The organism is Clostridium mucosae (assembly GCF_024622765.1).
In the GTDB taxonomy this organism is placed as follows: Bacteria; Bacillota; Clostridia; order Clostridiales; family Clostridiaceae; genus Clostridium.
Window position 1 is genome coordinate 12,970 of sequence record NZ_JANKAF010000020.1, and the last position, 25,708, is coordinate 38,677.

The 25,708-nt window shown below is 26.4% G+C and carries 25 protein-coding genes; 19 read left to right on the forward strand and 6 right to left on the reverse strand.

Annotation, left to right across the window (positions count from 1 at the left end; all coding sequences use genetic code 11):
• Positions 1-73 precede the first annotated feature (73 nt).
• Positions 74-3,724, forward strand: a complete 3,651-nt coding sequence (gene metH / locus NSA50_RS16550) for a methionine synthase (RefSeq protein WP_257446881.1) — start codon at positions 74-76, stop codon at positions 3,722-3,724.
• Between the two features lie 57 nt (positions 3,725-3,781).
• On the opposite strand, the gene NSA50_RS16555 is transcribed toward metH, so the two are convergent.
• Complete coding sequence (locus NSA50_RS16555) at positions 3,782-4,498, reverse strand: HAD family hydrolase (protein WP_195263056.1); 717 nt, start codon at positions 4,496-4,498, stop codon at positions 3,782-3,784.
• A 203-nt stretch (positions 4,499-4,701) separates the two neighbouring features.
• On the opposite strand from NSA50_RS16555, the gene NSA50_RS16560 reads away from it, so the two are divergent.
• The 6 genes from NSA50_RS16560 (at position 4,702) to NSA50_RS16585 (ending at position 10,752) form a co-directional block, all read left to right on the forward strand.
• The gene (locus tag NSA50_RS16560) at positions 4,702-6,114 is read left to right on the forward strand and encodes a TldD/PmbA family protein (RefSeq protein WP_195263057.1); all 1,413 of its coding nucleotides are present in this window, start codon (positions 4,702-4,704) and stop codon (positions 6,112-6,114) included.
• Between the two features lie 11 nt (positions 6,115-6,125).
• Entirely contained in the window at positions 6,126-7,400 is a 1,275-nt protein-coding gene (locus tag NSA50_RS16565) for a metallopeptidase TldD-related protein (RefSeq protein ID WP_257446887.1), read from the forward strand.
• Positions 7,401-7,530: 130 nt separating this feature from the next.
• Positions 7,531-8,727 (forward strand): acetate kinase, encoded by a 1,197-nt coding sequence (locus tag NSA50_RS16570; protein WP_257446890.1) that lies wholly within the window; start codon positions 7,531-7,533, stop codon positions 8,725-8,727.
• Positions 8,728-9,112: 385 nt separating this feature from the next.
• A complete protein-coding gene (locus NSA50_RS16575; protein WP_195263060.1) occupies positions 9,113-9,304 on the forward strand; it encodes a DUF1450 domain-containing protein in 192 nt (63 codons plus the stop codon).
• 91 nt (positions 9,305-9,395) lie between these two features.
• The gene (locus tag NSA50_RS16580) at positions 9,396-10,271 is read left to right on the forward strand and encodes a DMT family transporter (protein ID WP_195263061.1); all 876 of its coding nucleotides are present in this window, start codon (positions 9,396-9,398) and stop codon (positions 10,269-10,271) included.
• An 82-nt stretch (positions 10,272-10,353) separates the two neighbouring features.
• The gene (locus NSA50_RS16585; protein WP_195263062.1) at positions 10,354-10,752 is read left to right on the forward strand and encodes a PTS sugar transporter subunit IIA domain-containing protein; all 399 of its coding nucleotides are present in this window, start codon (positions 10,354-10,356) and stop codon (positions 10,750-10,752) included.
• A 35-nt stretch (positions 10,753-10,787) separates the two neighbouring features.
• Here the strand turns inward: NSA50_RS16585 and NSA50_RS16590 are convergent, their stop codons facing one another.
• Together NSA50_RS16590 and NSA50_RS16595 are read right to left on the reverse strand one after the other, a co-directional pair.
• Positions 10,788-11,225, reverse strand: a complete 438-nt coding sequence (locus NSA50_RS16590; protein ID WP_195263063.1) for a GatB/YqeY domain-containing protein — start codon at positions 11,223-11,225, stop codon at positions 10,788-10,790.
• A 107-nt stretch (positions 11,226-11,332) separates the two neighbouring features.
• Entirely contained in the window at positions 11,333-12,196 is an 864-nt protein-coding gene (locus NSA50_RS16595) for an LD-carboxypeptidase (RefSeq protein WP_195263064.1), read from the reverse strand.
• A 275-nt stretch (positions 12,197-12,471) separates the two neighbouring features.
• Between NSA50_RS16595 and NSA50_RS16600 the strand changes: the two genes are divergently transcribed.
• From NSA50_RS16600 to NSA50_RS16625, 6 genes are all read left to right on the forward strand, one after another.
• The gene (locus tag NSA50_RS16600) at positions 12,472-12,879 is read left to right on the forward strand and encodes a ribonuclease H family protein (RefSeq protein WP_195263065.1); all 408 of its coding nucleotides are present in this window, start codon (positions 12,472-12,474) and stop codon (positions 12,877-12,879) included.
• Between the two features lie 77 nt (positions 12,880-12,956).
• Positions 12,957-13,337 (forward strand): desulfoferrodoxin, encoded by a 381-nt coding sequence (locus tag NSA50_RS16605; protein WP_257446897.1) that lies wholly within the window; start codon positions 12,957-12,959, stop codon positions 13,335-13,337.
• A gap of 141 nt (positions 13,338-13,478) precedes the next feature.
• Positions 13,479-14,630 (forward strand): MFS transporter, encoded by a 1,152-nt coding sequence (locus NSA50_RS16610; RefSeq protein ID WP_195263067.1) that lies wholly within the window; start codon positions 13,479-13,481, stop codon positions 14,628-14,630.
• 15 nt (positions 14,631-14,645) lie between these two features.
• Positions 14,646-15,332 carry a M48 family metallopeptidase gene (locus NSA50_RS16615; protein WP_257446898.1) on the forward strand — a complete coding sequence of 229 codons (687 nt, stop codon included), beginning with the start codon at positions 14,646-14,648 and terminating at the stop codon, positions 15,330-15,332.
• A gap of 118 nt (positions 15,333-15,450) precedes the next feature.
• Positions 15,451-15,996, forward strand: a complete 546-nt coding sequence (locus NSA50_RS16620; protein ID WP_195263069.1) for a hypothetical protein — start codon at positions 15,451-15,453, stop codon at positions 15,994-15,996.
• 244 nt (positions 15,997-16,240) lie between these two features.
• Positions 16,241-16,468, forward strand: coding sequence for a TIGR04540 family protein (locus NSA50_RS16625; RefSeq protein WP_195263070.1), 228 nt, complete (start codon positions 16,241-16,243; stop codon positions 16,466-16,468).
• Positions 16,469-16,515: 47 nt separating this feature from the next.
• On the opposite strand, the gene NSA50_RS16630 is transcribed toward NSA50_RS16625, so the two are convergent.
• Positions 16,516-16,734, reverse strand: a complete 219-nt coding sequence (locus NSA50_RS16630) for a hypothetical protein (protein ID WP_195263071.1) — start codon at positions 16,732-16,734, stop codon at positions 16,516-16,518.
• A gap of 158 nt (positions 16,735-16,892) precedes the next feature.
• Between NSA50_RS16630 and NSA50_RS16635 the strand changes: the two genes are divergently transcribed.
• Positions 16,893-17,519 (forward strand): NUDIX hydrolase, encoded by a 627-nt coding sequence (locus tag NSA50_RS16635; protein WP_195428207.1) that lies wholly within the window; start codon positions 16,893-16,895, stop codon positions 17,517-17,519.
• 19 nt (positions 17,520-17,538) lie between these two features.
• Here NSA50_RS16635 and NSA50_RS16640 read toward each other — a convergent pair whose 3' ends face one another.
• Complete coding sequence (locus NSA50_RS16640; protein ID WP_195428206.1) at positions 17,539-18,825, reverse strand: NCS2 family permease; 1,287 nt, start codon at positions 18,823-18,825, stop codon at positions 17,539-17,541.
• 230 nt (positions 18,826-19,055) lie between these two features.
• On the opposite strand from NSA50_RS16640, the gene NSA50_RS16645 reads away from it, so the two are divergent.
• From NSA50_RS16645 to NSA50_RS16655, 3 genes are all read left to right on the forward strand, one after another.
• Complete coding sequence (locus tag NSA50_RS16645) at positions 19,056-20,198, forward strand: tetratricopeptide repeat-containing glycosyltransferase family 2 protein (protein ID WP_195263074.1); 1,143 nt, start codon at positions 19,056-19,058, stop codon at positions 20,196-20,198.
• Positions 20,199-20,374: 176 nt separating this feature from the next.
• Positions 20,375-20,641 carry a metal-sensing transcriptional repressor gene (locus NSA50_RS16650; RefSeq protein ID WP_195263197.1) on the forward strand — a complete coding sequence of 89 codons (267 nt, stop codon included), beginning with the start codon at positions 20,375-20,377 and terminating at the stop codon, positions 20,639-20,641.
• 23 nt (positions 20,642-20,664) lie between these two features.
• The gene (locus NSA50_RS16655; RefSeq protein ID WP_195263075.1) at positions 20,665-20,874 is read left to right on the forward strand and encodes a heavy-metal-associated domain-containing protein; all 210 of its coding nucleotides are present in this window, start codon (positions 20,665-20,667) and stop codon (positions 20,872-20,874) included.
• 32 nt (positions 20,875-20,906) lie between these two features.
• On the opposite strand, the gene NSA50_RS16660 is transcribed toward NSA50_RS16655, so the two are convergent.
• A complete protein-coding gene (locus tag NSA50_RS16660) occupies positions 20,907-21,353 on the reverse strand; it encodes a MarR family winged helix-turn-helix transcriptional regulator (protein WP_195263076.1) in 447 nt (148 codons plus the stop codon).
• A 159-nt stretch (positions 21,354-21,512) separates the two neighbouring features.
• Here NSA50_RS16660 and NSA50_RS16665 point away from each other — a divergent pair, with 159 nt between their 5' ends.
• Both NSA50_RS16665 and NSA50_RS16670 read left to right on the forward strand, forming a co-directional pair.
• Entirely contained in the window at positions 21,513-23,750 is a 2,238-nt protein-coding gene (locus NSA50_RS16665; protein ID WP_257446902.1) for an ABC transporter ATP-binding protein, read from the forward strand.
• On the forward strand, positions 23,747-25,606 hold the full coding sequence (locus NSA50_RS16670; protein ID WP_195263078.1) for an ABC transporter ATP-binding protein: 1,860 nt from the start codon (positions 23,747-23,749) through the stop codon (positions 25,604-25,606). Before NSA50_RS16665 ends, NSA50_RS16670 begins: the two co-directional genes overlap by 4 nt.
• The last annotated feature ends 102 nt before the right edge of the window (positions 25,607-25,708 follow it).

Genomic DNA, 25,708 nt, shown 5'->3' on the forward strand with positions numbered 1-25,708 from the left:
GGGATTTTTTATTTCTAAAAATATTGATGTTAGTTTTAAATATTATTAATCGATATTATAAGGGGGCTATATAATGAAGAGAAATTTTGAAATAGTTAAAGACTTAGAAAAGAGAATTTTAGTAATAGATGGGGCAATGGGAACTAATATTCAATCATTTATGTTGAAGGAATCTGATTATAGGGGGAATTTATTAAAAGACTTCAACCTAGATCAAAAAGGAAATAATGATTTGTTAAGTATAACAAAGCCAGAAGTAATTGATGAAATACATAGAGGATTTTTAGAAGCAGGTGCAGATATAATTGAAACTAATACATTAAATTCAAATAGAATATCTCAAGCTGATTTTGGGCTTGGAGATTTAGTTTACGATTTAAATTATAAAAGTGCAGAGATTGCTAAAAAGGCTTGTGATGATTTTTCAAAAAATGATGGCAAAAAAAGGTACGTAGCAGGATCTATAGGGCCAACAAATAGAATGGCATCATTATCTCCAGACGTTGAAGATCCTGGGTATAGGAATATATCTTTTGACCAGTTAAAAGAGGCATATGAAGAACAAATTGGTGCATTAATTGATGGTGGCATTGATTTAGTTTTAATAGAAACGATCTTTGATTCTTTAAATGCTAGAGCTGCTATTATGGCGGCTAATGATGTTTTCAGATTAAAAAATAAAGTTATTCCAATAATGATATCTGGAACTATATCCGATAAATCAGGAAGGATTTTATCAGGACAAAATCTTTCTGCTTTTGCTGCTTCTATGAAAAATGAAAATATCATTTCAATAGGACTAAATTGCTCTTTTGGAGCGAAAGATTTAAATCCTTTTATAAAAGAATTATCAGAAACTCAGGAGTTATTTATATCAGTTTATCCAAATGCAGGGTTGCCTAATGAATTAGGACTTTATGATGAGTCACCTAAAATAACGTCAAAGTGTATTGAAGAAATGCTAAAAGAAGGATATCTAAATATAGTAGGTGGATGCTGTGGAACTACTTATGAACATATAAAAGCAATTGCAAATATAGCTAAAAACTATAAACCAAGACTTGTAAAAGGAATTGAAATAGAAAGTGTATATAGTGGATTAGAAATAACCAAGGTGAATAAAGAAAGTAATTTTATTAATATTGGAGAAAGAACAAATGTTTCAGGATCTTTAAGGTTTGCACGACTTATTAGGGAAAAGAAATATGAAGAAGCTCTTGAAATTGCTAAAGAACAAGTTGAAAATGGTGCTCAAATAATAGATGTAAATTTTGATGATGGACTTTTAGATAGTGAAAAAGAAATGGAGTATTTTTTAAAACTCTTAGCTTCAGAACCAGATATTTCAGCTAAACCTATAATGATTGATTCATCAAGATGGGAAGTTATAGAAAAAGGTCTTAAAGTAATTCAAGGAAAACATATAGTAAATTCTATTTCTTTAAAAAATGGAGAAGAAGACTTTTTAAAGAAAGCAAAGATTATTAAAGATTTTGGAGCAGCAGTTGTCGTAATGGCTTTTGATGAAAAAGGCCAAGCAGATAGCTATGAAAAAAAGATAAGTATATGTAAAAGAGCTTATGATCTTTTAGTGAATAAAGTTAAATTTCCACCAGAGGATATAATATTCGATCCAAATATTTTAGCAATAGCTACAGGAATTGAAGAACATAATAATTATGCTTTAGATTTTATAAATGCAACTAAGTGGATAAAAGAAAATTTACCATATTCTAAGGTTTCAGGTGGAGTTAGTAATTTATCATTTTCTTTTAGAGGTAATAATAAAATAAGAGAAGCTATGCATTCAGTTTTCTTATATCATGCCATAAAAAATGGCATGGATATGGGGATTGTAAATCCAAGTATGATTCAAATATACGATAATATCCCTAAAGATTTACTTAAGTTAGTAGAAGACGTTGTTTTAAATAAATCTAAAAATGCAAATGAAATACTTTTAGAATCTGCATCTTTATATAAAAACGATTCGAAAGAAGATGAAGAAAGTAGAGATGACTGGAGAAATTTAGCTTGTAAGGGAAAATTAGATTATTCTATAGTAAAAGGAATCACTAATTATATAGAAGAAGATTTAAAAGAAGCATTAAAATTATATGACAATCCTTTGCAGATAATAGAAGAGCCATTAATGGGTGGAATGAAAAAGGTAGGTTCATTATTTGAAAGTGGAAAAATGTTTTTACCACAAGTAGTGAAATCTGCAAGAGTCATGAAAAAAGCTGTTTCTTTTTTAACACCATATATAAATAGTAAAAACGATGGTAAGTTTACTATGAATGGAAAGATATTAATAGCTACTGTAAAAGGTGACGTTCATGATATAGGAAAGAATATAGTTGGGGTTGTTTTATCTTGTAATAATTTTGAAGTTATAGATTTAGGGGTTATGGTTCCGTGTGAAGAAATAATTGATAAAGCAATTAAGGAAAATGTTGATATAATTGGTTTAAGTGGATTGATAACTCCATCTTTAAATGAAATGATAAATGTAGCAAAGGAAATGGAAAAAAGAAGCCTAAATATTCCACTTATTATTGGAGGTGCAACTACTTCTAAAATTCATACAGCGTTAAAAATAGATCCGAATTATAGTGGACCAGTAATTTATGGATATGATGCATCTAAAACTGTTGAGATTTGTAAGAAGTTAATATCAAGTGATAAGGATAAATTTATAAAGGAAACTAAGGAAGAGTATAGAGTGCAAAGAGAAAATTATAAAAATCTGAAACTTGAATTTCTTTCTCTAGAAGAAGCAAGGAAAAATAAACTTAAAATAGATTGGAAAAATACTCATATTAAAAAACCTAATTTTTTAGGCGTAAAAGAAATTTATAATTATACTATAAAAGATGTTAGGCCTTTTATAGATTGGAGTTTCTTTTTTGCAGCCTGGGGAATGAAAATGAAATTCCCTAAAATTTTGGAAGATGATAATTATGGAAAAGAAGCAAAGAAAATTTATTTAGATGCAAATAAGTTATTAAATGATTTAGAAAATAGCGAAATAGTAAAGCTTAAAGGTGTATTTGGATTGTTTAAAGCAAGCTCTTACCAAGATGATATAATGCTTTTTGATAAAGATAACAATTTAATAGAAACTTTTAATATGTTTAGACAACAAAAGAAAAATGAAAATAATATTAATCTTTCTTTAAGTGATTATATAGCTCCAAAAGAATTAGAAATTGATGATTATATTGGTGCATTCTTAGTTACAAGTGGAACTGAGGCAAGACAATATGCAAAGAAGTTGAAAGAAAATGGAGATGATTATAGTTCTATGCTTTTAAGTTTTGTTTGTGATAGATTAGCAGAAGCTTTTGCAGAAAAATTACACTTGGATGTTAGAAAATATTATTGGGGTTATTCAAGTGAAGAAAGGTTAAATCACGAAGAATTACTTTCTGGAAAGTATAGAGGAATAAGACCAGCTGTAGGTTATCCATCAATGAAGGATCACAAAGAAATAAGAAAGATATTTAAGTTATTGAATGGAGAAGAATCAACTGGTGCAAAAGTTACGGAAAGTAATATGATTGATCCTCCATCATCAGTTTGTGGATTATATTTTGCAAATATTGTAGCTAAGTATTTCGATGTTTATAAAATAGATAACAATCAATTAGAAGATTATGCAAAAAGAAATAATTCAGACTTAGAAGAATTGAAAAATAGACTTCCAAATATATTAATATAATTATTTACAAAAAAGAGAGCTTATAAAGTTTAACTATTCTTTATAAGTTCTCTTTTTTTATTTTAATATTAAGGGTTTAACTTTATTGAAATCTCCATCTAAAATTGAATAGTTACTATTAACGTCATCAACTAAATCAGGAGATAAGTTAGAATGAATATATAAGGTGTTTAATTTTACTTCTTTTGCACCTTGTATATCACAAATATAGTCATTTCCAATCATTATACTTTCAATTGGATTTAAATTATATTTTTCAATTAATGAATTATAAAAAAGTTTATCTGGTTTACAAACACAATAATCTGAAGAAAATAATATTTCATCAAAATATTTATCAATATCGAGCAATTTCATTTCATAAAGAGTAAAAACTCTTTGAGCATTAGATAATAGATATATATTTTTATTTTTAGATTTTAGATCTTCTAAAAATTCAATAACACCATTATAAAGAGATAATTTATTTATTGATAGGACCCTAAATATTTGTGCTGTATCTCTAATTGTATCATCACTTGGAAAAATAGCTTTCTTATTAAATAGTTCCTTAAATATTTCTTCTATATTAAAATCAGGAAAATTAGTATTTGTATTTAATTTTAAATTAGAACGTATTAAACGAGAATATTGATAATATAATTCTTTACTAGAATAATTTGCTCCTTTATATGAATAAAATAGAGCTAACTTTTCCCAAAGTAGCTGTGAATCTTCATTTGTATTTATATCAACTAATGTTCCATACAAATCAAATATATAGTTTTTAAACATGTGCAATCCTCCATAATCAAGTTATATATACTCTAATTCCTTTTATAAGGAATAAATCCTCTAATTAATATATAATTATAGAAGATTTGTATTTTTAAACAAAAATACTTTTATTTAATTTATATTTAATACTAATATTTTTTACCATAATGTGGACTGTAGTATTTATTAGTGATAAACTTAATAAAAAAGGAGGCTATAATATGAAATTAGAAATAAGTAAATATTTGAAAGAAATAAAACCTATTTTAAATAATCTTTTAGAAGAGTTACTAAAAGATTTTAAATATGTATCCATTTTGGCTACAGATTCTTTTGGTAAAAGATTTATTGTGTCTAAAAATACAGTAAGTATAAATGATGGGGCATTTATAGAAAGAGGATTTGTTGTAAAAGTTTATAATGGTGTAAATTATTCAGAGTATGCTTTTAATTATATTAATAAAGAAAATTTTAATGGCATAATTGAAGAAATAAAAAACAATTCAAAAAATTCTACTAATAATAATATTAATAGTTATCAGATTATAGATGAAGATGAAATAAAATTCTCTAAAGGAACAGAAATAAAAATTCATCCTAAAGATATTGGTGATAAAAATATATTGGAATCATTATCAAAAATAAAAAATGAAGGATTATCATTAAATAATAATGTAGTAGATTTTCGAGCTTTTTACGAATATATGAACGTTAATAAAATATTTTTATCTTCTAAGAAGGACTTAGAGCAAAGTTTAATGTGGGGAAATGGTATGTGCCTTTGTATAGCTGCTGATGAAAATGGAAATAAAATTGGAACAAGAATTTTTTCAGGTGCTAAGGGTGGAGAATTATTAAATGAAATGAATGGCGTTGCAAATGAACTTGTAGATGAAACAGTCAAACTTCTATCTGCTAAAAAGATTACGCCAGGTGAATATGATGTTATATGTACTCCAGATATCACTGGATTAATAGTTCATGAAGCTTTTGGACATGGTGTAGAAATGGACATGTTTTTAAAAGATAGGGCAAAGTCCAAAGACTTTATGGGAGAGTATGTTGCATCAGATATAGTTACTATGCATGATGGAGCAGCATCTATAGAAGAAACAGGATCTTATTTCTTTGATGATGAAGGGAATATGGCAAGTGACACTATAATAATTAAAAATGGGATATTAAAAACTGGAATAAATGATAGCTTGACGGCTTTAGCGTTAAATGAAAAAACTACTGGTAATGGAAGAAGGCAAAGTTTTGATAGAAAAGCTTATACTAGAATGACTAATACTTATATCGAATATGGTAATAGTACTGTAGAAGAAATGATAAAATCAGTAAAATATGGATTTTTAATAGATTCTGCAGAAAGCGGAATGGAAGATCCTAAAAATTGGGGGATTCAATGTATTGCAAATATAGGAAGGGAAATAAAAGATGGTAAATTAACTGGAAAGATATTTTCACCTATAATAATTACAGGATATGTTCCTGATTTGTTAAAATCTATTTCAATGATATCAAGTGAATTTGGAACTAGTGGTACAGGATATTGTGGAAAAGGTTATAAAGAATTTGTTAAAGTTTCAGCAGGTGGGCCTTATATAAAATGTAAGGCTAGATTGGGATAGAGGTGAATTTTATGATAAATTTAATTAAAGAATTATTAAAGAAACATAATATAGAAGAATATATAGTTTCAGAAACTGAATTCGAAGATGTAGAACTTTACTTTATAAAAGATTCACTTGATATGAAGAGGTCAAAGCATTTATTGAATTATTCAGTTAAAATATTTAATAATTTTGATGAAAATGGAGAAAAATTTAAAGGAGAAACTACATTAACTATATATCCCTCAATGACAAAGGAGGAGATAGATAAAGCTATTGAAGAAGGATATTATATTGCTTCATTAGTTAAGAATAAATATTATGATTTACCTAAGGGGAATAAAAATGAAAAAATTTTAATTGAAAGCAAACTTTCTGAAAGTACTTTGGAAGAAAATGCTATAAAATTAGAAAAAGCACTATTTAGAAATAATAATATAGATAAGGGATTTATTAATTCAGCAGAAATCTTTGTTGAAAAGGTAAGAAAGAAAATTGTAGGATCTAATGGAACTGATATAGAATATACAAAATATAGCACTAATGGAGAATATGTAACTCAATGGATAGATAAAGAAGATGTAGAGTTATATAATAGCTTTAGTTATAATGATTTAGAAGAAGATGAGCTAAGTTTAAAAGTTAAAGAATCAATTATAAATACCGGTTATAGAGAAAAGAGTTTAAATCCACCTAAAACAGATTTCTATAATGTAATTTTATCAGGTGAAGAAGTGAAAACATTATTAAGCTACTACTTGGAAAATTCTGAAGCTTCAATGATTTACCAAGGATACTCAAATTTCAAGATAAATAGTAATGTTCAAGGAAAAGATGTAAAGGGAGATAAAATAAACATTAAACTAACATCTAGCGTACCATTTAGTAATGAAGGTGTTAAATTGATAGATAGAACTTTAATTGATAATTGTGAATTAAAGAGTATATATGGATCTTCAAGATTTATGAACTACTTAAGATTAGAGCCAATTGGTGAATATGATGGGGCAATAATATCGGCAGGAAACACACCTTTTAATGATATGATAAAAAATGGAGATCTTCACATTATTAAATTTTCAGATTTCCAAATGGATTCTTTAACAGGAGATTTTTTTGGTGAAATTAGACTTGCTTTATTAAAGGATGGAGATAATATAATTCCTTTAACTGGAGGGTCATTATCTGCTAATATAAAAGATGTTCAAGGTGATTTTATTTTATCTAAAGAAGTACAAAATTTAGAATCTTATAAATTACCATTAGCCATAAAGTTAAATGGCGTGGAAGTTTCAGGAAAATAGAGGAAGGGGCTGAATATATAGCCCTTTTTACTTTTATTTAAGAAATATAGAAAAATCTATCAATTTGAATATATAGATTTTTAGTGTATTATATAAATAATGAAACAAATGAATGCAAAGGAGAATAATTATGAAGACTTTAGTAATTAATTGCGGAAGCTCATCTTTAAAATATCAATTAATTGATATGGAAACAGAAAATTCATTAGTACAAGGATTAGTAGAAAGAATAGGAATTGAAGGTTCTATATTAACTCAAAAAGTTGAAGGTAAAGATAAATATATTATTAGAGAATCTATGCCAAATCATAAGGCGGCAATTAAGTTAGTTTTAGAAGCTTTAGTTAACAAAGACCATGGCGTTATTAAATCAATGGATGAAATTGGTGCTGTTGGGCATAGAGTAGTTCATGGAGGAGAAAAATATTCTCATTCAGTTATAATAGATAACACTGTATTAGATTCAATTAGAGATTGTATATCTCTTGCTCCACTTCACAATCCACCAAATATAGTTGGTATTGAGGCTTGTATGGAGCTTATGCCAAATACACCAATGGTAGCAGTATTTGATACAGCATTCCATCAAACTATGCCAAAGGAAGCTTATATATGTCCACTACCATATGAGCTTTATGAAAAGTATGGCATAAGAAAATATGGATTCCATGGTACTTCACATAAATACGTATCTCAAAAAGTTGCAGACGTAATGGGAAAAGACATAAAGGATTTAAAAATTATAACATGCCACTTAGGCAATGGATGTTCATTAGCAGCAGTAAAAGGTGGAAAATCAATAGATACTTCTATGGGCTTTACACCTTTAGCAGGAGTAATGATGGGAACTAGATCAGGAAGTATAGACCCATCAGTTATCAGTTTCCTTTCAGAACAACATGGATATAAAATTAGTGATATAGATGAATTACTAAATAAAAAATCTGGAGTTTTAGGTATTTCAGGAGTATCTTCAGATTTTAGAGATGTTATTGAAGCAGCTAATAAAGGAAATGAAAGAGCTAAACTTGCATTAGATATATTCCACTATAAAGTTAGAGCTCAAATTGCAGCATATGCAGGTATAATGGGTGGAGTAGATGTTATAGTATTTACTGCTGGTATAGGAGAAAATTCTTCTTTAACTAGAAAGGAATGCTTAAATGGTCTTGAATTTTTAGGATTTAAGATAGATGACGAAAAAAATGCTGTAAGAGGTGAAATTCAAGAAATTTCAACTAATGATTCAAGAGTAAAAGTTTATGAAATTCCAACTAATGAAGAGCTTATGATTGCTAGAGATACTGTAAGGTTAATAAATAAGTAATAAATATTTAAATAAAATTAATAAGTATACACTATGGAAGCAGATCTGACTAAGGTCTGCTTTTATATTTTACAATCTGAAGAAATTAGAAAAAATACATTTCAAAGAAAAAATTAATATATGATTATAAGTTAGATGTATATAGCAATAAGCTAGGTGATATTGTATTTGTAAAAAAAATATGAAAAGAATTTTGCTAAATATTATTGATGAAAATTTAATTTTATAAAATTAAAAACTGTAAAAATTCGATTAATATTAAGAAAGTTAAAGATTTTAATAGATAAATAAAATTTATTAAAATAATTAAGATTTGTAAATAATAATCATTATTAATATAATAAAATTAATTAATAATTAAATAAAGATAGAAGGAGATTGAAAAATGATATCAGTTTGCCCAGTATGTTCAGGAATAGATATAGAAAAATTAGAAGAGAAGTTTGGAAAAGATAATGTAGAAGTAGGATGTATAGGAGAATGTGGCGGAAGAGATGGCCTTATAATAGGATATGCTAATGGAAAATACATTGAAACTGAAACAGAAGAAGAGTTTATTAACGAAATAGAAGAGTAGTAATACAACACCTTAGAGAATAATACTCTAGGGTGTTAAATTTTTTATAATATATTAATAATATGGTAATATATAAGTAAGGAGTGATTATATGAATAATTTAAGTAATAGAACTAAAGGTATACTATTTTTAGTATTTTCAGCCTTTGGATTTGCGGTAATGTCTGCTTTTGTAAAACTAGCAGGAGATTTACCTTCCTTTCAAAAAACATTTTTTAGAAATTTAGTATCTTGCATAATAGCGCTATTTTTTATTATAAAGAATAAAGAAAGTTTTTTTGGAAAAAAAGAAAATCAAAAGGTCTTATTATTAAGATCGGCATTAGGAACAGTAGGAATAGTTTTAAATTTCTATTCAATTGATAAATTAGTTTTATCAGATGCAAATATGTTAAATAAGTTGAGTCCGTTTTTTGTAATTATTTTTTCAGCATTGTTCTTAAGTGAAAAGATAAATTATAAACAGTTTATGGCGATTATTATAGCTTTTATTGGAACATTATTTATAATAAAACCTAGTTTTAATTTAGATATGATTCCAGCTATTATGGGAATATTAGGTGCAGTTTTTGCTGCAGGGGCATATACTTGTCTTAGAGTACTTGGAGGAAGAGAAAAGCATTATACAATAGTATTTTATTTTTCATTATTTTCTTTGATAGTAATTTTCCCATTTATGATGGCAGTATATACTCCTATGACTATTCAGCAACTTTTTTATTTATTAATGGCTGGTGTATTTGCAAGTATAGGCCAATTTGGTATAACTATTGCATACAAATATGCCCCAGCAAAAGAAATTTCTATTTTTGATTATTCCAATATTTTATTTTCAGCTATTATAAGCTTTTTGATTTTTGGGGTATTACCAGATACACTAAGTTTCATTGGATATTTTATTATTTTTGCTGCATCTTATTATATGTATATTTATAATAAAAAGTTAGATAAGGCAGAAGGTAAATAAATTAATTTATAGTTTTAAACACTATTATATAAAAAACATATAATATTATTATATAAGCATTAAGAAAACTGGTGGTGACTAATTGGTAGGTTTTATTATTCTTGGGCATGGTGAATTTGCAACAGGTATGTATAGTGCTTGTAAGTTGGTTGATAAAACTTATTCAAATGTTAAGGCAATTGACTTTCTTGATAGTGATAGTATTTATGAATTAGATAACAAAATTAAATTGGTTTTAGAAGAGTTAAGATGTTATGAAGATATAATAGTATTTTGTGATTTATTTTCCGGAAGTCCCTTCAAATTATCATTAATTAATTCTATATATGATTGTAATAGATTCACTATATTATCTGGAGTGAATTTACCCATAGTTTTGGAAGGAATAATGATAGGACAGTATAATAAATGTAATGCAGTAAAGCTTGTTAAAACATTAAAAAATGAATTTCCAAATACATTGGTTCACATGTTGAATTAAATATAAAGAAAACCTCTCATTAAGAGAGGTTTTTTTTAACCTAATATATTTTTTACCATAGGATTAATTTTTGATCTATCAAACTTACCATTTACTTTTGGCATTATTTCCTTCATTATTTTTCCCATATCTTTAGGACCATAATTACCATTTGTAATTATTTCTTTAAGCATAGCTTCAACTTCTTCTTCAGTTAATTGTGCTGGAAGATATGGAGTTAATAAATTAATTGCAAAATTTCCTTCTTCAATCTTGTCATTGTCATTTAATTGAATAGCATATTGAAGAGCTTCTTTAAGTTGTTTAATTTGCTTTTCTATAATTTTTATAACATCTTCATCTGAAATATCTTTTCTTTCATTAACTTCAAAAGCTTTAATTTCTGAATTAACTAGTCTTAAAACATTAACAGTAGCTTTATCTCTAGCTTTCATAGCAGCTATTTCGTTCTTTTTTAGTTCTTCTTTTAACATATCATTTCACCTCACTAGAATACTTATAATAAACAATATTGTTTATCCTTGTTAAAATTATATACTTTAAGGAATATTATTGCAAGAAATCTAAGTATAAGTAAACCTTAATCTATGTATAAATCCTTTCCTATACCTATACACTTAGAATTTGAACCATGACCTAATTCATCTGTTTTAGCAATAGGAATATTAGGATTATCAATTATTTTTATAATTATATCTTCGATTTTAGGTGATGATGGATCTTTTTCTAATTCGGTAAATGTACCTAATAAAATTCCACTTATATTATTAAAAGCTCCAATTTGTTTGTATTGAGTTAGAAAGGTTGATATTTTATTAACATCTCCGCTTAATGCTTCAAGAAAAAGTATTTTATTTTTAAAATCTGGCATGAACTTTGTTCCAGCTAACTTTAAAAAGCATCTAATATTACCTCCGATAACAGTTCCAGACATAGAACTTCCTTGAATCCATTTATAATTAAAGTTAAATAAATCAGGAATTCCTTCTAAAATGCTATTTTTAAAATTATTTATTTGCTTTATAGAATTCTCCCTTATAAGATTTCTTAATTGGTAGTTATAATTAACAGTATTTGATTGTTTTAATAATGCATTTAAAACTACAGTTAAATCGCTATATCCAAAGAAAGGTTTCTTAGATTTTGAAATAATATCATAATCTAAATAATCAAGAATTTCGTTACATAAGTCGCCACCAGATAAATCAAATATAATTTTGATATCTTCATTAATATATAAATTCATAAGCTCTTTTGCTCTAATCTTAGCATCATAAGTAATTCCGAATTTATCTTTAAATAATGATTTAGATTTTATAACATTAATTTGCATAGATGATAATATAGAAATTAATTCGTCTATTTTCTCAATCATATTTATATCTAAACCATTTGAGCATGATATTAGTCCAATTGTATCATTTTTATTTAATAAACTTTTCATAAATCCTCCAGAATATTAATTATTTATTATTTAGTATAAAAAATAAAAGTAAAAAAAGCAATTAATTTACTTATACTATTTATTCATACAAATAATATGTTGGGATTAAAGTAGTTATTTATTTTTATAAAGTAATATAAAACAATGAGATATATAAAATGTATATTAATATAATATTTAATTTTTAAATTTCTATATTATGTATATCAATAAGAGAATAATAAACTTAAATTTAGAATATTTTTATAGTGTATAAGTTTATAAGTGGAGGATATATGAAGTATAGACTTTATGTAAATGGTAAATGTAAAAATACTAGAAATTTTCAAAGTGATATTGGAATTGGTGGTGTAATTTTAAGTGATCATGGAGAAGAAACTTCATTTTCAAGAAATGTAGGGGTAGGAACTTGCTCAGAGGCGCAAATCTATGCTATATTGCAAGGTATAGATGAAATATCAAAGTTTAATAATGCTACCAGTATTATAGTGTATGTTTCAAATTTAATGCTTGTAGAATATCTAAATGGTAGAAAGCTTGATGTGAGTCCTGGAACGGAAATTTTAGTAAATAGATTAAACAATCTGATGAAAAATTTGAAAATTAGTATATATTATGAGTATTTTGAAGTTAATGATTATAATTACGTAAGAACCTTAGCAGAAGACGCTTTAGAGTTATAAGAACGCTTTTGAAAAATTGGGAAAGTATAGTAAAATATATATATATTAAATTATATATTAAATAAGGGGTGAATTTTATGGTAAAGAAATTACAAGTATATAAATGTGGAATTTGTGGATCAATGGTTGAAGTTTTAAATGAAGCAATGGGAACTTTAGTATGTTGCGGCAAACCAATGACATTATTAAATGAAAACACTGTTGATGCTGCTGTAGAAAAGCATATACCTGTAGCTGTAGAAAAAAATGGAGAACTTTTAGTTAAAGTTGGAGAAGTTGAACATCCAATGGTGGACGAGCATTTTATTCAATGGGTAGAAGTTATAACTAAAGATGGAGAAGTTTTAAGAAAAGAATTAAATCCAGGTGAAAAACCACAAGCTACATTTAAAGTAAGTGGTAATGTAGATAGAGTTAGAGAATACTGTAACTTACATGGATTATGGAGTACTAAATAGTAAATAATAAATAGTAAAAATGCTATCTTGGATTTATAAGATAGCATTTTATTTAGTTGTTAATTAAATGCTTATTATTTACATTGGTATGTACAAATGATAGAATTTACAGGTAGTAATAATGAAATGGAGGTAGTACGAATGAAGAAGTATTATAATATGACTACTTTTTTGACATTTGGAGTTTTTAGTATATTAACAACTTTTTATTTTCCTTATTTAAATCAAGAAATTGGTTTATCATTAGGAGAAGTTGGACGAGTGGTATCGATAGGGGCATTATTTACTTTAGTTGCACAACCTATATTATCAAATAGGTTTTCTAAAGTAAAAAATAAAAATAGATTTATATTAATTTATTTAATTAGCGTTTTTATATCTATAGTAGGACTTATGTTTATAAATGAGAACTTATCTATAATATTTGCACCTATATATGGTTCTTTACTTGGATCAGTAGCAGGAATATTTGAAGTATACATTGAAGAATTATCAATAAGAAATGGATATGAATTTTCTGATATAAGAAAATGGGGTTCTATAGGATATGCATGTATAGTGTTTATTGCAGGTATTGTAATAAATAATTTTGGATATAGAATATTACATATTTTAGCACTACTTATGGTTAGTGCAATGATGTTAGTCATACTTCTAAAGTTTAAGGATGATATAGAAATAAACGAAAAACAAAATAACGCAACAATAGCAGATTTATTTAAAGACAAGAATATTATATTTCTTATAATAGTAGTATTTTTAGGCATGGGGAGCTATATGGGCTTAGACTTTGCTTATTCTTCTTACTTAGTAGACATAGTTGGTGATGTTAATAAAGCAAATGAAATATATAGTGCATCAATAAGTTTTAGGGTTGTAATTGAATTCTTTGCATTTATGATAATTGGTAAATATTTAAGTAATGCTAATAGTAAAAAGTGTCTTACTATTGCTTTATCAATAGCTGCAATTAAAGTATTATTATTATCAAGTGGAAGTGTTTTTCTTGTAGTCTTAGGAGATCAACTTCATGGAATAATGTATGGATTATATTTAAGCTTCTTATTTAAATATTTAAGAGAGATATTGGATGAGCATTTAGTTGCTACTTCATTTGCAGTATTGTCTGTATTAAGTACTGGAGGTTCTAATTTTATATATCCTTCTATTTATAGCTTAATTCAAGGAAGGTTTGGATATTCTGGAATGTATATATTAGGATTTATATTACTAATGTTGTCAGTAGTGATTTTCTTTAGCTTTTTACCAAATTCAAAGAAGTCTATAAAGTAAAATATTTATGTTATTATGAAGAGAAAAGTTATTTTTAATAATCAAACTATTGAGTATTTATTAATATTTAAAAAGAAGAAAAATATCTCTATAAAAATAGAAAATAGTGGAGAAATAAAAGTATTTGCACCAAGTGGAATAGATAATAACTATATTGATGACTTAATCATTAAAAAAGGTGATTGGATATTAAAGTCTCTTGATAAGATAAAGAAAAAAGATTATATTAATAATAAAGTTATCTTTCAGGGAAAATATTATAATTTAATAATAAATAAATCTGATGAAAATAATATTTTTAAGGATAATATTAATATAACTATAAATAGTAAAGACTTAAGTAGGGAGTATATTAATGAATTATTAATAAGCTGGTATAAGAAATTATCAATAGATATTGTTGGGAAAAGGGTAATGGATATTTCTAATAATATTTATATAAAACCTAGTAAGATCATTATTAAAAATCAGAAAAGTCTTTGGGGAAGTTGTAATTCGAAAAGAGAAATAAGATTAAATTGGAGACTTGTTCTTATGCCGCAATTTGTTATGGATTATATAATTATTCATGAATTATGCCATATAAAGCAAATGAACCATTCGAAAGAATTTTGGAAATTAGTTGAGTCTTACTATCCTAACTATAAAGAAAGTAAGGATTGGTTAAAGGAAAATGGAGCTATGTTAATGAATTTAACATAGCTCCATTTTTAACTTAAATTATTTGATTGAAAATTTAACAATTTAAATATGACTAAGTTTTTTATAAAAAATTTGGAATACTAATTATATAAAAATTTTTAGACTTAGGAGAAAATATATGAAAAAGATTATAATTTTATTGCTTTTAGTTATTTCAACATTTTACTCTTGTAGTAACAAAAAAATTTATAATAAAGCTGAATCTAATATCTCTGATAAAAGCGAAGATAAACAAAGAACTGTTAATGATAATGATGATACTGTAATTTTAAAAGCTTCGTTTAAGGAAAAAAGTGTAAATATTGAGGATTTAATAAAAAAAGTAGAAGAAGATTTAAGTTCAGAGGGGGCATTAGCAGTTGCAGTAGATAGAGAAGGAGATTCGATTTATATAATGACTACAAAATCAGAAGCTAAGGATATAAGGATTCATAAAATAAATGCATCCAAAGGATTGAATTCTAGTGATTATATAAAGGACCAAAGAGATATTAATTATGAAAAAATATCTGACAGCATAAAAGAAGGGGAGTATTTAATAGTTCCAATTAAAACTGAAAGTGAATTTACTGAAGAGGCAATTTCATGGATTTCTAATGATGGAAAAGTTAAAGTTTATGAAACTAAGGGAGAAAAAAGTTCAGAAATAAACATTTTTAATTGAAATTGGTTTTATATGAAAAATTGAACTTGTTAAAAATTTTAAGAATTAGCTTGAGATTATTTAAATAGCTTTAAAAAGTTACAATAAAAAAAGGTTATTTATTATAATTTACATAGGGCTAGAAATAGTTTTTTTAGCAATATGTATAAAATGTGAAATTTTTTTTAAAATAATACTAGAAAAAAACTCTTGTAGTATTTATAATTAGCTTATAAAACTTTAGAAAAGTATTAAGGAGATAAACATGAGAGCCGTATATAGAAATCCAAAAGAATTAGCAACTTGCTTAAAAGATTTAGTAGACAATTACTTAGAATATTTATTAAGTTATGATGATTTAGAGAATAAAATCAAGAAAATAGTTGATGCAAATGGAGATAGAGTTTATAAAGATGGTAAGATATCATTAAAGCTATATCCATATTTAGGTGATGAAAGAGTAGAAATTATTGATAAAATAATTAAAGGATAAAAAATTGCCTCCATAGAAATTCTATGGAGGCTTTATTGAATAAATTTTTATAAATTAAAAATAGATAATTTTTTTTCTTCGTATGGTATTTTGTCTAAAGAATGTTTTAAAGTTAAAAATTCTATTTCAGCTCTATCAATCTTACTAGATAAGATTTCTTTTTCTCGAGATGTATTTGCTTTTTGATTTTGATCTAATAATATACTTAATTCTTCAGAAAGCTCAAACATTCTTAATGCTGCTTCATAGCAGTTATTTATTTTCATAAAATCACGCCCCTGTGTAATAATAACAATATTATACAATAAATGTAATAAATGTTCAAATTATCTAAATGTTTTCAATTAAAAATATAAAAATTTAATTATATAAAATTTGGTTTTAGATTATATTATACTAATGTAGAAATAAAGGGAGTAGAAAGATGCTAAATGATGTTATTAAAAAATTTCATAATAATATTCCATATATAAATGGATGGGAAAAAATGAAAAGAGCTTCTGTTGCAATTTTATTTGTAGAAATAGAAGATAAATTAAATATAGTTTTTGAAGTTAGAGCTAAGCATATGAGAAGTCAACCGGGAGATATTTCTTTGCCAGGAGGAAAAATAGACTTAAAAGAAAATGAAAAGGAAGCCGTTATTAGAGAAGTATGTGAGGAATTAGGGCTATCAAATGAAGATTTTGAAATAATAGCTCCACTTAATATACTTGTTACTCACTATAGTTTATTAATACATCCATTTGTAGGATATATTAAAAACTTTGATCATGTAAATATTAATAAAGATGAAGTAGATCATATATTTTTAGTACCATTAGATTATCTATTAAACAATGAACCTAGAATCAAGAATAGTAAAATTATAGTTAATAGATGTGATGATTTTCCTTATGATTTAATAAATGGAGGCAAGAATTATAAGTTTAAAGAAGGAATATATAGATCATTATTTTATGAATATCAAAATTATGTTATTTGGGGCATTACTGCATTAATATTAGAAGACTTCTTGAATGATTTTAATAAATATATAATTAAAGGCTAGGGAATTCCTAGCCTTATATTTAAATACTATGTAGTATAAAATATACTATAAATACAAATGAAATTATATACATTACAATTGAAAGTTGATCTTTTTTCTTTGTTATAAGTTTCATCATTGTATATGAGATAAATCCAAATGCAATACCATCTACTATACTAAATGTAAGTGGTATTAAAACAATAATTAAAAATGATGGAATTGCTTCTGAAATATCATTAAAATCTATATGAACTATTCCTTTAATCATTAAACTCCCTATAATAATTAAAATTGGAGCAATTACTTCATTAGGAATTAAGCTTATAAACGGAATGAATAATAATGAAATCAGAAGTAGTAATCCTGAAATTAATGATGTTAAACCAGTTTTTCCACCGGCTGCTATTCCTGCTGTCCCTTCAACTGTAGAAACAGAAGGACTTGTTCCAAATAAGCCACATGCTATTGTTGATATTGCTATAGCATTTAAAGCCTTATTTTGCTTTTCAGGAGCTTGTAAAAGTCCATTTATTTGTCCATGTAATAAACCTATATTTTCAAAAATTAAAACTAAAGTTAATGAAAAAGTTGAAATCCAAAAAGGAATAGTGAAAAATGCACTTAAATCTATATTAAATAGAATTCCTTTATATTCATTAAAATTAGGTAATGAAAATTTTAATCCTGTAGTATCAACAAGATTTAATAAAATTGCAGCTATTGTACCAACAACTATACTTATTAAAAATCCACCTGGAATATTTTTAGCAAATAATACTACGGTTAATAAAAACATCGCTATAAAAAATATAACTTTTGGATCTGAAAGTGATCCAATTTTAACCATTGTAGATGGATCAGAAATAATTAGACCTCCTTTTTGAAAACCTAAAAATGTAATAAACAATCCTATTCCTATAGTAATTGATTCTTTTAATGAATTAGGTATAGATGTATCTAGTATTTTAGCTAGGGGTGTAGTAGCAACAATTAAAAATAATATACCAGCCATAACAACACTTGCTAATGCTTGATTAAATGATAATCCCATACTTAGTACAATTGTATAAGTAAATAAAGCATTAATTCCCATACCTGGCATAATTATAAGTGGAGTATTACTCATAAAAGATACTAGTAAGCATCCTACAAATGAAGCAAGTACTGTTGCTATTATAAGTGGTTCCTGTGATATACCTCCATCACTTAAAATACTAGCATTAACTACAATAATATATACTGCAGCAAAAAAAGAAGTTAAACCAGCTACTAGCTCGGTTTTGAAATTTGTTTTGTGTTCCTTAAGTTTAAATAATTTGTCCATCCTTTCTGTAAAAACCTCTTTTCTTTATCCCTCACCCGCCCGCACCGATTGATGTCTAAATAATTATATCATTAAATTTAAAAAATTAAAGAGTAGAAATAAATTAAAGTCAAATTATATATATATAATGACAAAAAAATATACTCAAATATATTTTTGTAAAATTACAGCAAAGTTATTCGTAAAAACATAGTATATAGAAGATATTAATAGTGCAAAGGGGGATAACTTTGACCAATAGAATTACTATAAGCTTATGTATGATAGTAAAAGATGAAGAAAAGACATTAGCTAGATGCTTATCTTCAGTAAAAGATATAGTGGATGAAATGATTATCGTAGATACTGGCTCTACGGATAAAACAATAGAAATAGCCAAAAGCTTTAACAGCAAAATATATAATTTTAAATGGGTAGATGATTTTGCAAAAGCAAGAAACTATGCATTTAGTAAAGCTACTAAAGAATATGTTTTTTGGCTTGATGCAGACGATTATTTAGATGAAGATAATATAAAAAAATTCAAAATACTAAAAGAAACTTTAGATAGAAATGTTGATACTGTAGTTATGGAGTATTCTTTAAGTAGAGATTCAAATGGCAATACAACTTATTCCTTGAAGAGAAATAGACTAGTGAAAAGATCTAAAGGTTTTAAATGGATAGGAAGAATACACGAATATTTAGAAGTAGGAGGAATTAGCTTAAATAGTGAAATATCTGTAAATCATGGAAAAGTTAAACCTAGTGGAAATAGAAATTTAACTATATTCAAAAAGATGGAAGAAGAAGGCGAAGAATTTAGTATAAGAGATATGTTTTATTATGCTAATGAACTATATTATAATGGTCTTTATGAAGAAGCTACTAAAAAGTATGAAGAATTTTTAGATACCAATTTAGGTTGGGTGGAAGATATAAAAACTGCTATAGCTAATTTAATTCAATGTTATACTAATACAAATAAGCCAGAAAAGAAGATAGAAATAATTTTAAAGTCTTTTGAATTTGATGTACCTAGAGCAGATATTTGTTGCAGGCTTGCAGAAATATTTTTAAGTAAAAAGCAAATTAAGCAAGCAATTTTTTGGTATAAAGTTGCAATGGGGTGTATTCATGAAAAAGATAACCTTGGAATAGATAATAAAGATTATTATACTTGGATACCAAGTATTCAACTATGTGTTTGTTATTCTATCTTAGGTGATTATGATGCTGCTTATTATTATAATGAATTAACGGCTTTATATGGCGGAAATGTAGAAAAAGTAGACTACAATAGAAAGTTTTTAAAATCTAAGTTTGATGAACTAGGAAAAACTATTCCAGAGCTTGATTATAAATTGATTGATCGAAGGTATAGATTTTTTTAAATAGTATAATACTATGCTGTCGAATTACCGATGGCATATTTTTTTTACTTAATTTACATGAATATAATATATATTTAAAGAGTCATACTATTCGTATGAATAAATATATTGACAAATAAATTATAAATATTATAATTTAACTATAATACACCCCTAGAGGGTGGGGGAGGTATATGATGAACGAGGAAAGAAAAAAATCATTACAATCGTTAAAAACTGCTAAAGGACAAATTGAAGGTATAATAAAGATGATTGAAGAGGATAGATATTGTATTGATATTTCCAATCAGATTTTTGCAGCTCAATCTTTATTAAAAAAAGCTAATCTTATAATACTTGAGAATCATTTATCACATTGTGTTAAAGATGCATGTATAAGTGGTAATGGTGATGAAAAAATAGAGGAAATAATGAAAATATTAGATAAAGTTATAACTAGATAAATTATTAAAATGGAGGTTTAAATATGAAAAAGAAAATAAACATTGAAGGTATGAGTTGTGGACATTGCGTTGCACATGTAAAAGAAGCATTAGAAGAAATGAGTGGGGTTGAGGTTTTAGAAGTTAATTTAGAAGGTAAAAATGCTTTAGTTAATACTGAAATTGAAGACAATGCCTTAATAGCAGCAATAGATGAAGCAGGCTATGATGTAATATCAATAGAAAAGTTATAGAAACTAAAAAATGAGCAAGTAATATTTACTGCTCATTTTTTTAGTTTAATTAATATATCATACATATCTTTTATTGTAATATTCAACTTATGTAAGTCTTCATCATCCAAAGTTGATATTTTTGTTAATAAACTATTTTTAATTTCAAGTTCTTTATTTTTTAAAAATAAATGTGCCTTTTCAGTTAACTCTATATTTATTTTTCTTCTGTCATTTGGATCTGTATATCTATAAACAAAACCCTCATTAATTAATTTATCTATTATCGGAGTCATATTTGGTTTAGATATATCTAAACATTTTGCTACATCAGATACTGACATCGATTTCTTTCGTGAAAGATAAAATATTACTTTCATATGAGAGGGAGGAATAGATACTCCTTTAACCATTTCGCTTGGATTGAATAATCTATTATGTATTTGGAATAATAGATTAAGTAAATTATCAGATATATCTTTTAGTTCATTATTATTCATATAGTCCCTCCTAAGTATTTGTAACAAATTAATTATAAACTATTTTTTTTTATTATACAACCATAATTGTTATTGACATATAATAGTTATGAAAATATAATTAATATATATTTATAACAACTTAAAAATGAAAATAGAATTTGAAAGGAGATAAATAAAATGATGAAACTGACAAAGTACTTAAAGCCATTTATCGGTTCTATCATTGCTGTACTAATATTATTATTTGTTCAAGCTGTTAGTGAATTATCATTACCAGATTATATGTCTAACATAGTAAATATTGGTATTCAGCAAGGTGGTATAGAAAATTCGGTACCGACTATAATACGTAAAAGTGAAATGGATAAGCTTTCACTATTTATAGGGGAGGATGATTTTAAATTTATACAAGATAATTATACATTATTAAATAAAGATACTCTTTCAAAGGATGAGTTTGATAAATATTTAAAAAAGTATTCAAAGATAGATGAAGAACCTTTATATGAACTTAATTCAAAAAATAAAGATACTATATCTAGATTGAATAGCATTTTTTCTAAACCAGAACTTATTGTATATGGAATTGAAAATGAAAATTTTGATACTAGCATGTTAGGAAATATGCCAAGTAATATGCCTGTACCAGCTGATACAGATCCATTTTTAATTCTTAAGAACATTCCAAAAGAACAATTAAATAGTTTAATTGATTCAATAAATGAAAAATTTGAAGAAATGCCAGAGAGTATGATAGAACAAGCATCTGTTTCATATGTTAAAAATGAGTATTCTGAAATAGGAATAAATACAGATAAATTACAAACAAACTTTATTATTATTTCTGGATTAAAAATGCTTGGAATAGCATTAATTAGCATGGCAGCTGCAGTTATTGTAGGGCTTATATCTGCAAGAATAGCAGCAGGATTAAGCAGATCATTAAGAAGTGATGTATTTAAAAAGGTTACAATTTTTTCAAATACTGAATTTGATAAATTTTCAACTGCTTCTTTAATTACACGTAGTACAAATGATATACAACAAATTCAAATGCTTATGGTTATGCTATTTAGAATAGTTTTCTATGCACCTATACTTGGTATTGGCGGTGTATTAAAGGTATTAAGAACAGATACAAATATGACTTGGATTATAGCTGTAGGTGTAATTCTAATTTCATTACTTGTAAGTATATTATTTGGATTTGCTATGCCTAAGTTTAAAGTAGTTCAAAAGTTAGTTGATAAACTAAACTTAGTTACTAGAGAACATCTAACAGGTATGTTAGTTATTAGAGCATTTAGCACTCAAAAGCATGAAGAAAACAAGTTTGATAATGCTAATAAGGATTTAACTAAGACAAATTTATTTGTTAATAGATTAATGCAAACTATGATGCCAACTATGATGCTTATAATGAATGGATTAACACTTTTGATTGTATGGGTTGGATCTCATCAAGTAGATTTAGGTACAATGCAAGTAGGAGATATGATGGCATTTATGCAATATGCAATGCAAATAATTATGTCATTCTTAATGATTTCAATGGTTTCAATAATGTTACCTCGTGCTTCAGTATCAGCTCAACGTATTAGTGAAGTGCTATACACAGATTTAACTATAAAAGATAAAGAAAATAGTACAAAGTTTTTAGATTTTAAAAAGGGATATGTAGAATATAAGAATGTAAGCTTTAAATACCCTGGTGCAGAAGATTATGTTTTAGAGAATATTAGTTTTACTGCAAAACCTGGTGAAACTACGGCTATTATAGGAAGTACTGGTAGTGGTAAATCTACTTTAATAAATCTAATACCAAGATTTTACGATGTATCTCAAGGTGAAATCACTATTGATGGAGTTGATATAAGAGATGTAAATCAGAAATCATTAAGGGATAAGATTGGATACATCCCACAAAAAGGAGTGCTTTTCTCAGGAACTATAGAAAGCAACTTAAAATATGGTTCCCCAAATGCAACTGCTGAAGATTTAGAGAAAGCTGCAGAAATTGCACAAGCATTAGAATTTATTGATAATAAGCCAGATAAATATGATACTGAAATTTCTCAAGGTGGTACAAATGTATCTGGTGGACAAAAGCAAAGATTATCTATAGCAAGAGCTTTAGTTAAGAAGCCAGAAGTATATATATTTGATGATAGTTTTTCTGCTTTAGATTTTAAGACAGATGCTGCACTTAGAAGATCAATTAAGAAAAATATTAAAAATGCAACTATGATAATTGTCGCACAAAGAATAAGTACAATAAAAGATGCAAATCAAATTGTAGTTTTAGATGAAGGAAGAGTTGTAGGAATTGGAACTCACAAAGAGCTTTTAGAAAGCTGCGAAGTTTATAAGCAAATAGCCTTATCACAACTTTCAAAGGAGGAACTTATGTCATGAGTAATAATGTAAGAAATAAAAGACATGGTGGTTTCGGTGGTCCTATGGGTGGAATGCACGGTGGTGGCGGAAAGGCTAAGGATTTTAAAGGAACCGTTAGTAAACTATTAAAATATTTAAAGCCATATAGAATTTCAATTATTATAGTATTAATATTTGCAATAGGTAGCGCTGCCTTTTCAATAATTGGCCCTAAAATATTAGGAAAAGCTACTACTAAATTATTTGAAGGTTTAGTAAGCAAAGTATCAGGAGAAGTAGGAGCTGCGATAGATTTTACTTATATAGGCAATATACTAGTGCTGTTAGCAGTGTTATATGTGGTAAGTGCAGTATTTTCATTTATCCAAGGTTTCGTAATGTCTGGGGTTTCTCAAAAGGTTTCATATAATCTTAGAAAAGAAATATCAGAAAAAATAAATCGCATGCCACTTAAATACTTTGATAAAATGACTCATGGTGAAGTTTTATCAAGAGTTACAAATGATGTCGATACAGTAAGTCATACTTTAAATCAAAGTATGTCACAAATGATAACTTCTATAACAACATTAATAGGTGTACTTATAATGATGTTATCAATAAGTGTAACTATGACTTTAGCAGCAATATTAATAATACCGCTATCAGGTATATTAATAGCTTTAGTAGTTAAAAAATCACAAAAATACTTTAAAGAGCAACAAGCTTTCTTAGGTCATGTTAATGGGCATGTAGAAGAAATATATAGTGGCCATAATATAATGAAAGCTTTTAACGGAGAAAAGGCTGCTGTAGAGGAATTTGATAAATTAAACAATACTTTATATAACTCAGCATGGAAATCTCAATTTTTATCAGGAATGATGATGCCTATAATGACATTTATAGGTAATATAGGCTATGTTATGGTATCTATATTAGGAGGATATCTTGCTATTAAAAAATCAATTGAAGTTGGAGATATTCTTTCTTTTGTTCAATATATAAGAACTTTTACACAACCAATAGCTCAAACGGCTCAAATTGCAAATGTACTTCAATCTACTGCAGCTGCAGCTGAAAGAGTTTTTGAATTCTTAGAAGAAGAAGAAGAAGTTGAAGATATTAATAATCCAGTAGGTATTGATGATATTGAAGGTGAAGTTGTATTTAAAGATGTTCACTTTGGTTATAATGAAGACAAAATAATAATAAATGATTTCTCTAGCAAAATAAAACCAGGACAAAGAGTTGCTATTGTAGGTCCTACTGGTGCAGGAAAAACTACAATTGTAAAATTATTAATGAGATTCTATGAATTAAATAGTGGTGAAATTTTACTTGATAATCATAATATAAATGACTTTAAGAGAAGTGACTTAAGAAAAGTTTTCGGAATGGTACTACAAGATACATGGTTATTTAACGGAAGCATAATGGAAAATATAAGATATGGTAAATTAAATGCAACTGATGAAGAAGTAATACAAGCAGCAAAAGCAGCACATGTTCATCATTTTGTTAAGACATTACCAGATGGATATAATATGGAATTAAATGAAGATGCAAGTAATGTTTCTCAAGGACAAAAACAATTATTAACAATTGCACGTGCAATTTTAGCAGATCCTAAGATATTAATATTAGATGAAGCAACTAGTTCAGTTGACACAAGAACTGAAGTACTTATCCAAAAAGCTATGGATAACTTGATGAAGAATAGAACTAGCTTTATAATTGCCCATAGATTATCTACAATTAAAGATGCAGACTTAATTTTAGTAATGAAAGATGGAGATATTGTAGAGCAAGGTACCCATAATGAACTTTTAAGTAAAAAAGGTTTTTATGCTTCATTATACAATAGCCAATTTGAAACCGCAGAAATATCATAAATTTAAAGAGTATTACTATATTTTAGTGATACTCTTTTTTATTGTATTTAGAATACCACAGGTTCGAACTGTGGTTCCAAAAAGCTTTAAAAAGTACTTAGA

Bases quoted from the DNA above. Each gene is read 5' to 3' on its own strand.
- NSA50_RS16650 (WP_195263197.1), top strand. From the start codon at position 20,375: ATGAACGAGGAAAGAAAAAAATCATTACAATCGTTAAAAACTGCTAAA.
- NSA50_RS16555 (WP_195263056.1), bottom strand. From the start codon at position 4,498: ATGTTTAAAAACTATATATTTGATTTGTATGGAACATTAGTTGATATA.
- NSA50_RS16610 (WP_195263067.1), top strand. From the start codon at position 13,479: ATGAAGAAGTATTATAATATGACTACTTTTTTGACATTTGGAGTTTTT.
- metH (WP_257446881.1), top strand. From the start codon at position 74: ATGAAGAGAAATTTTGAAATAGTTAAAGACTTAGAAAAGAGAATTTTA.
- NSA50_RS16600 (WP_195263065.1), top strand. From the start codon at position 12,472: ATGAAGTATAGACTTTATGTAAATGGTAAATGTAAAAATACTAGAAAT.
- NSA50_RS16670 (WP_195263078.1), top strand. From the start codon at position 23,747: ATGAGTAATAATGTAAGAAATAAAAGACATGGTGGTTTCGGTGGTCCT.
- NSA50_RS16575 (WP_195263060.1), top strand. From the start codon at position 9,113: ATGATATCAGTTTGCCCAGTATGTTCAGGAATAGATATAGAAAAATTA.
- NSA50_RS16615 (WP_257446898.1), top strand. From the start codon at position 14,646: ATGAAGAGAAAAGTTATTTTTAATAATCAAACTATTGAGTATTTATTA.
- NSA50_RS16620 (WP_195263069.1), top strand. From the start codon at position 15,451: ATGAAAAAGATTATAATTTTATTGCTTTTAGTTATTTCAACATTTTAC.
- NSA50_RS16570 (WP_257446890.1), top strand. From the start codon at position 7,531: ATGAAGACTTTAGTAATTAATTGCGGAAGCTCATCTTTAAAATATCAA.
- NSA50_RS16630 (WP_195263071.1), bottom strand. From the start codon at position 16,734: ATGAAAATAAATAACTGCTATGAAGCAGCATTAAGAATGTTTGAGCTT.
- NSA50_RS16655 (WP_195263075.1), top strand. From the start codon at position 20,665: ATGAAAAAGAAAATAAACATTGAAGGTATGAGTTGTGGACATTGCGTT.
- NSA50_RS16590 (WP_195263063.1), bottom strand. From the start codon at position 11,225: ATGTTAAAAGAAGAACTAAAAAAGAACGAAATAGCTGCTATGAAAGCT.
- NSA50_RS16635 (WP_195428207.1), top strand. From the start codon at position 16,893: ATGCTAAATGATGTTATTAAAAAATTTCATAATAATATTCCATATATA.
- NSA50_RS16625 (WP_195263070.1), top strand. From the start codon at position 16,241: ATGAGAGCCGTATATAGAAATCCAAAAGAATTAGCAACTTGCTTAAAA.
- NSA50_RS16640 (WP_195428206.1), bottom strand. From the start codon at position 18,825: ATGGACAAATTATTTAAACTTAAGGAACACAAAACAAATTTCAAAACC.
- NSA50_RS16560 (WP_195263057.1), top strand. From the start codon at position 4,702: ATGAAATTAGAAATAAGTAAATATTTGAAAGAAATAAAACCTATTTTA.
- NSA50_RS16660 (WP_195263076.1), bottom strand. From the start codon at position 21,353: ATGAATAATAATGAACTAAAAGATATATCTGATAATTTACTTAATCTA.
- NSA50_RS16665 (WP_257446902.1), top strand. From the start codon at position 21,513: ATGATGAAACTGACAAAGTACTTAAAGCCATTTATCGGTTCTATCATT.
- NSA50_RS16565 (WP_257446887.1), top strand. From the start codon at position 6,126: ATGATAAATTTAATTAAAGAATTATTAAAGAAACATAATATAGAAGAA.
- NSA50_RS16595 (WP_195263064.1), bottom strand. From the start codon at position 12,196: ATGAAAAGTTTATTAAATAAAAATGATACAATTGGACTAATATCATGC.
- NSA50_RS16605 (WP_257446897.1), top strand. From the start codon at position 12,957: ATGGTAAAGAAATTACAAGTATATAAATGTGGAATTTGTGGATCAATG.
- NSA50_RS16580 (WP_195263061.1), top strand. From the start codon at position 9,396: ATGAATAATTTAAGTAATAGAACTAAAGGTATACTATTTTTAGTATTT.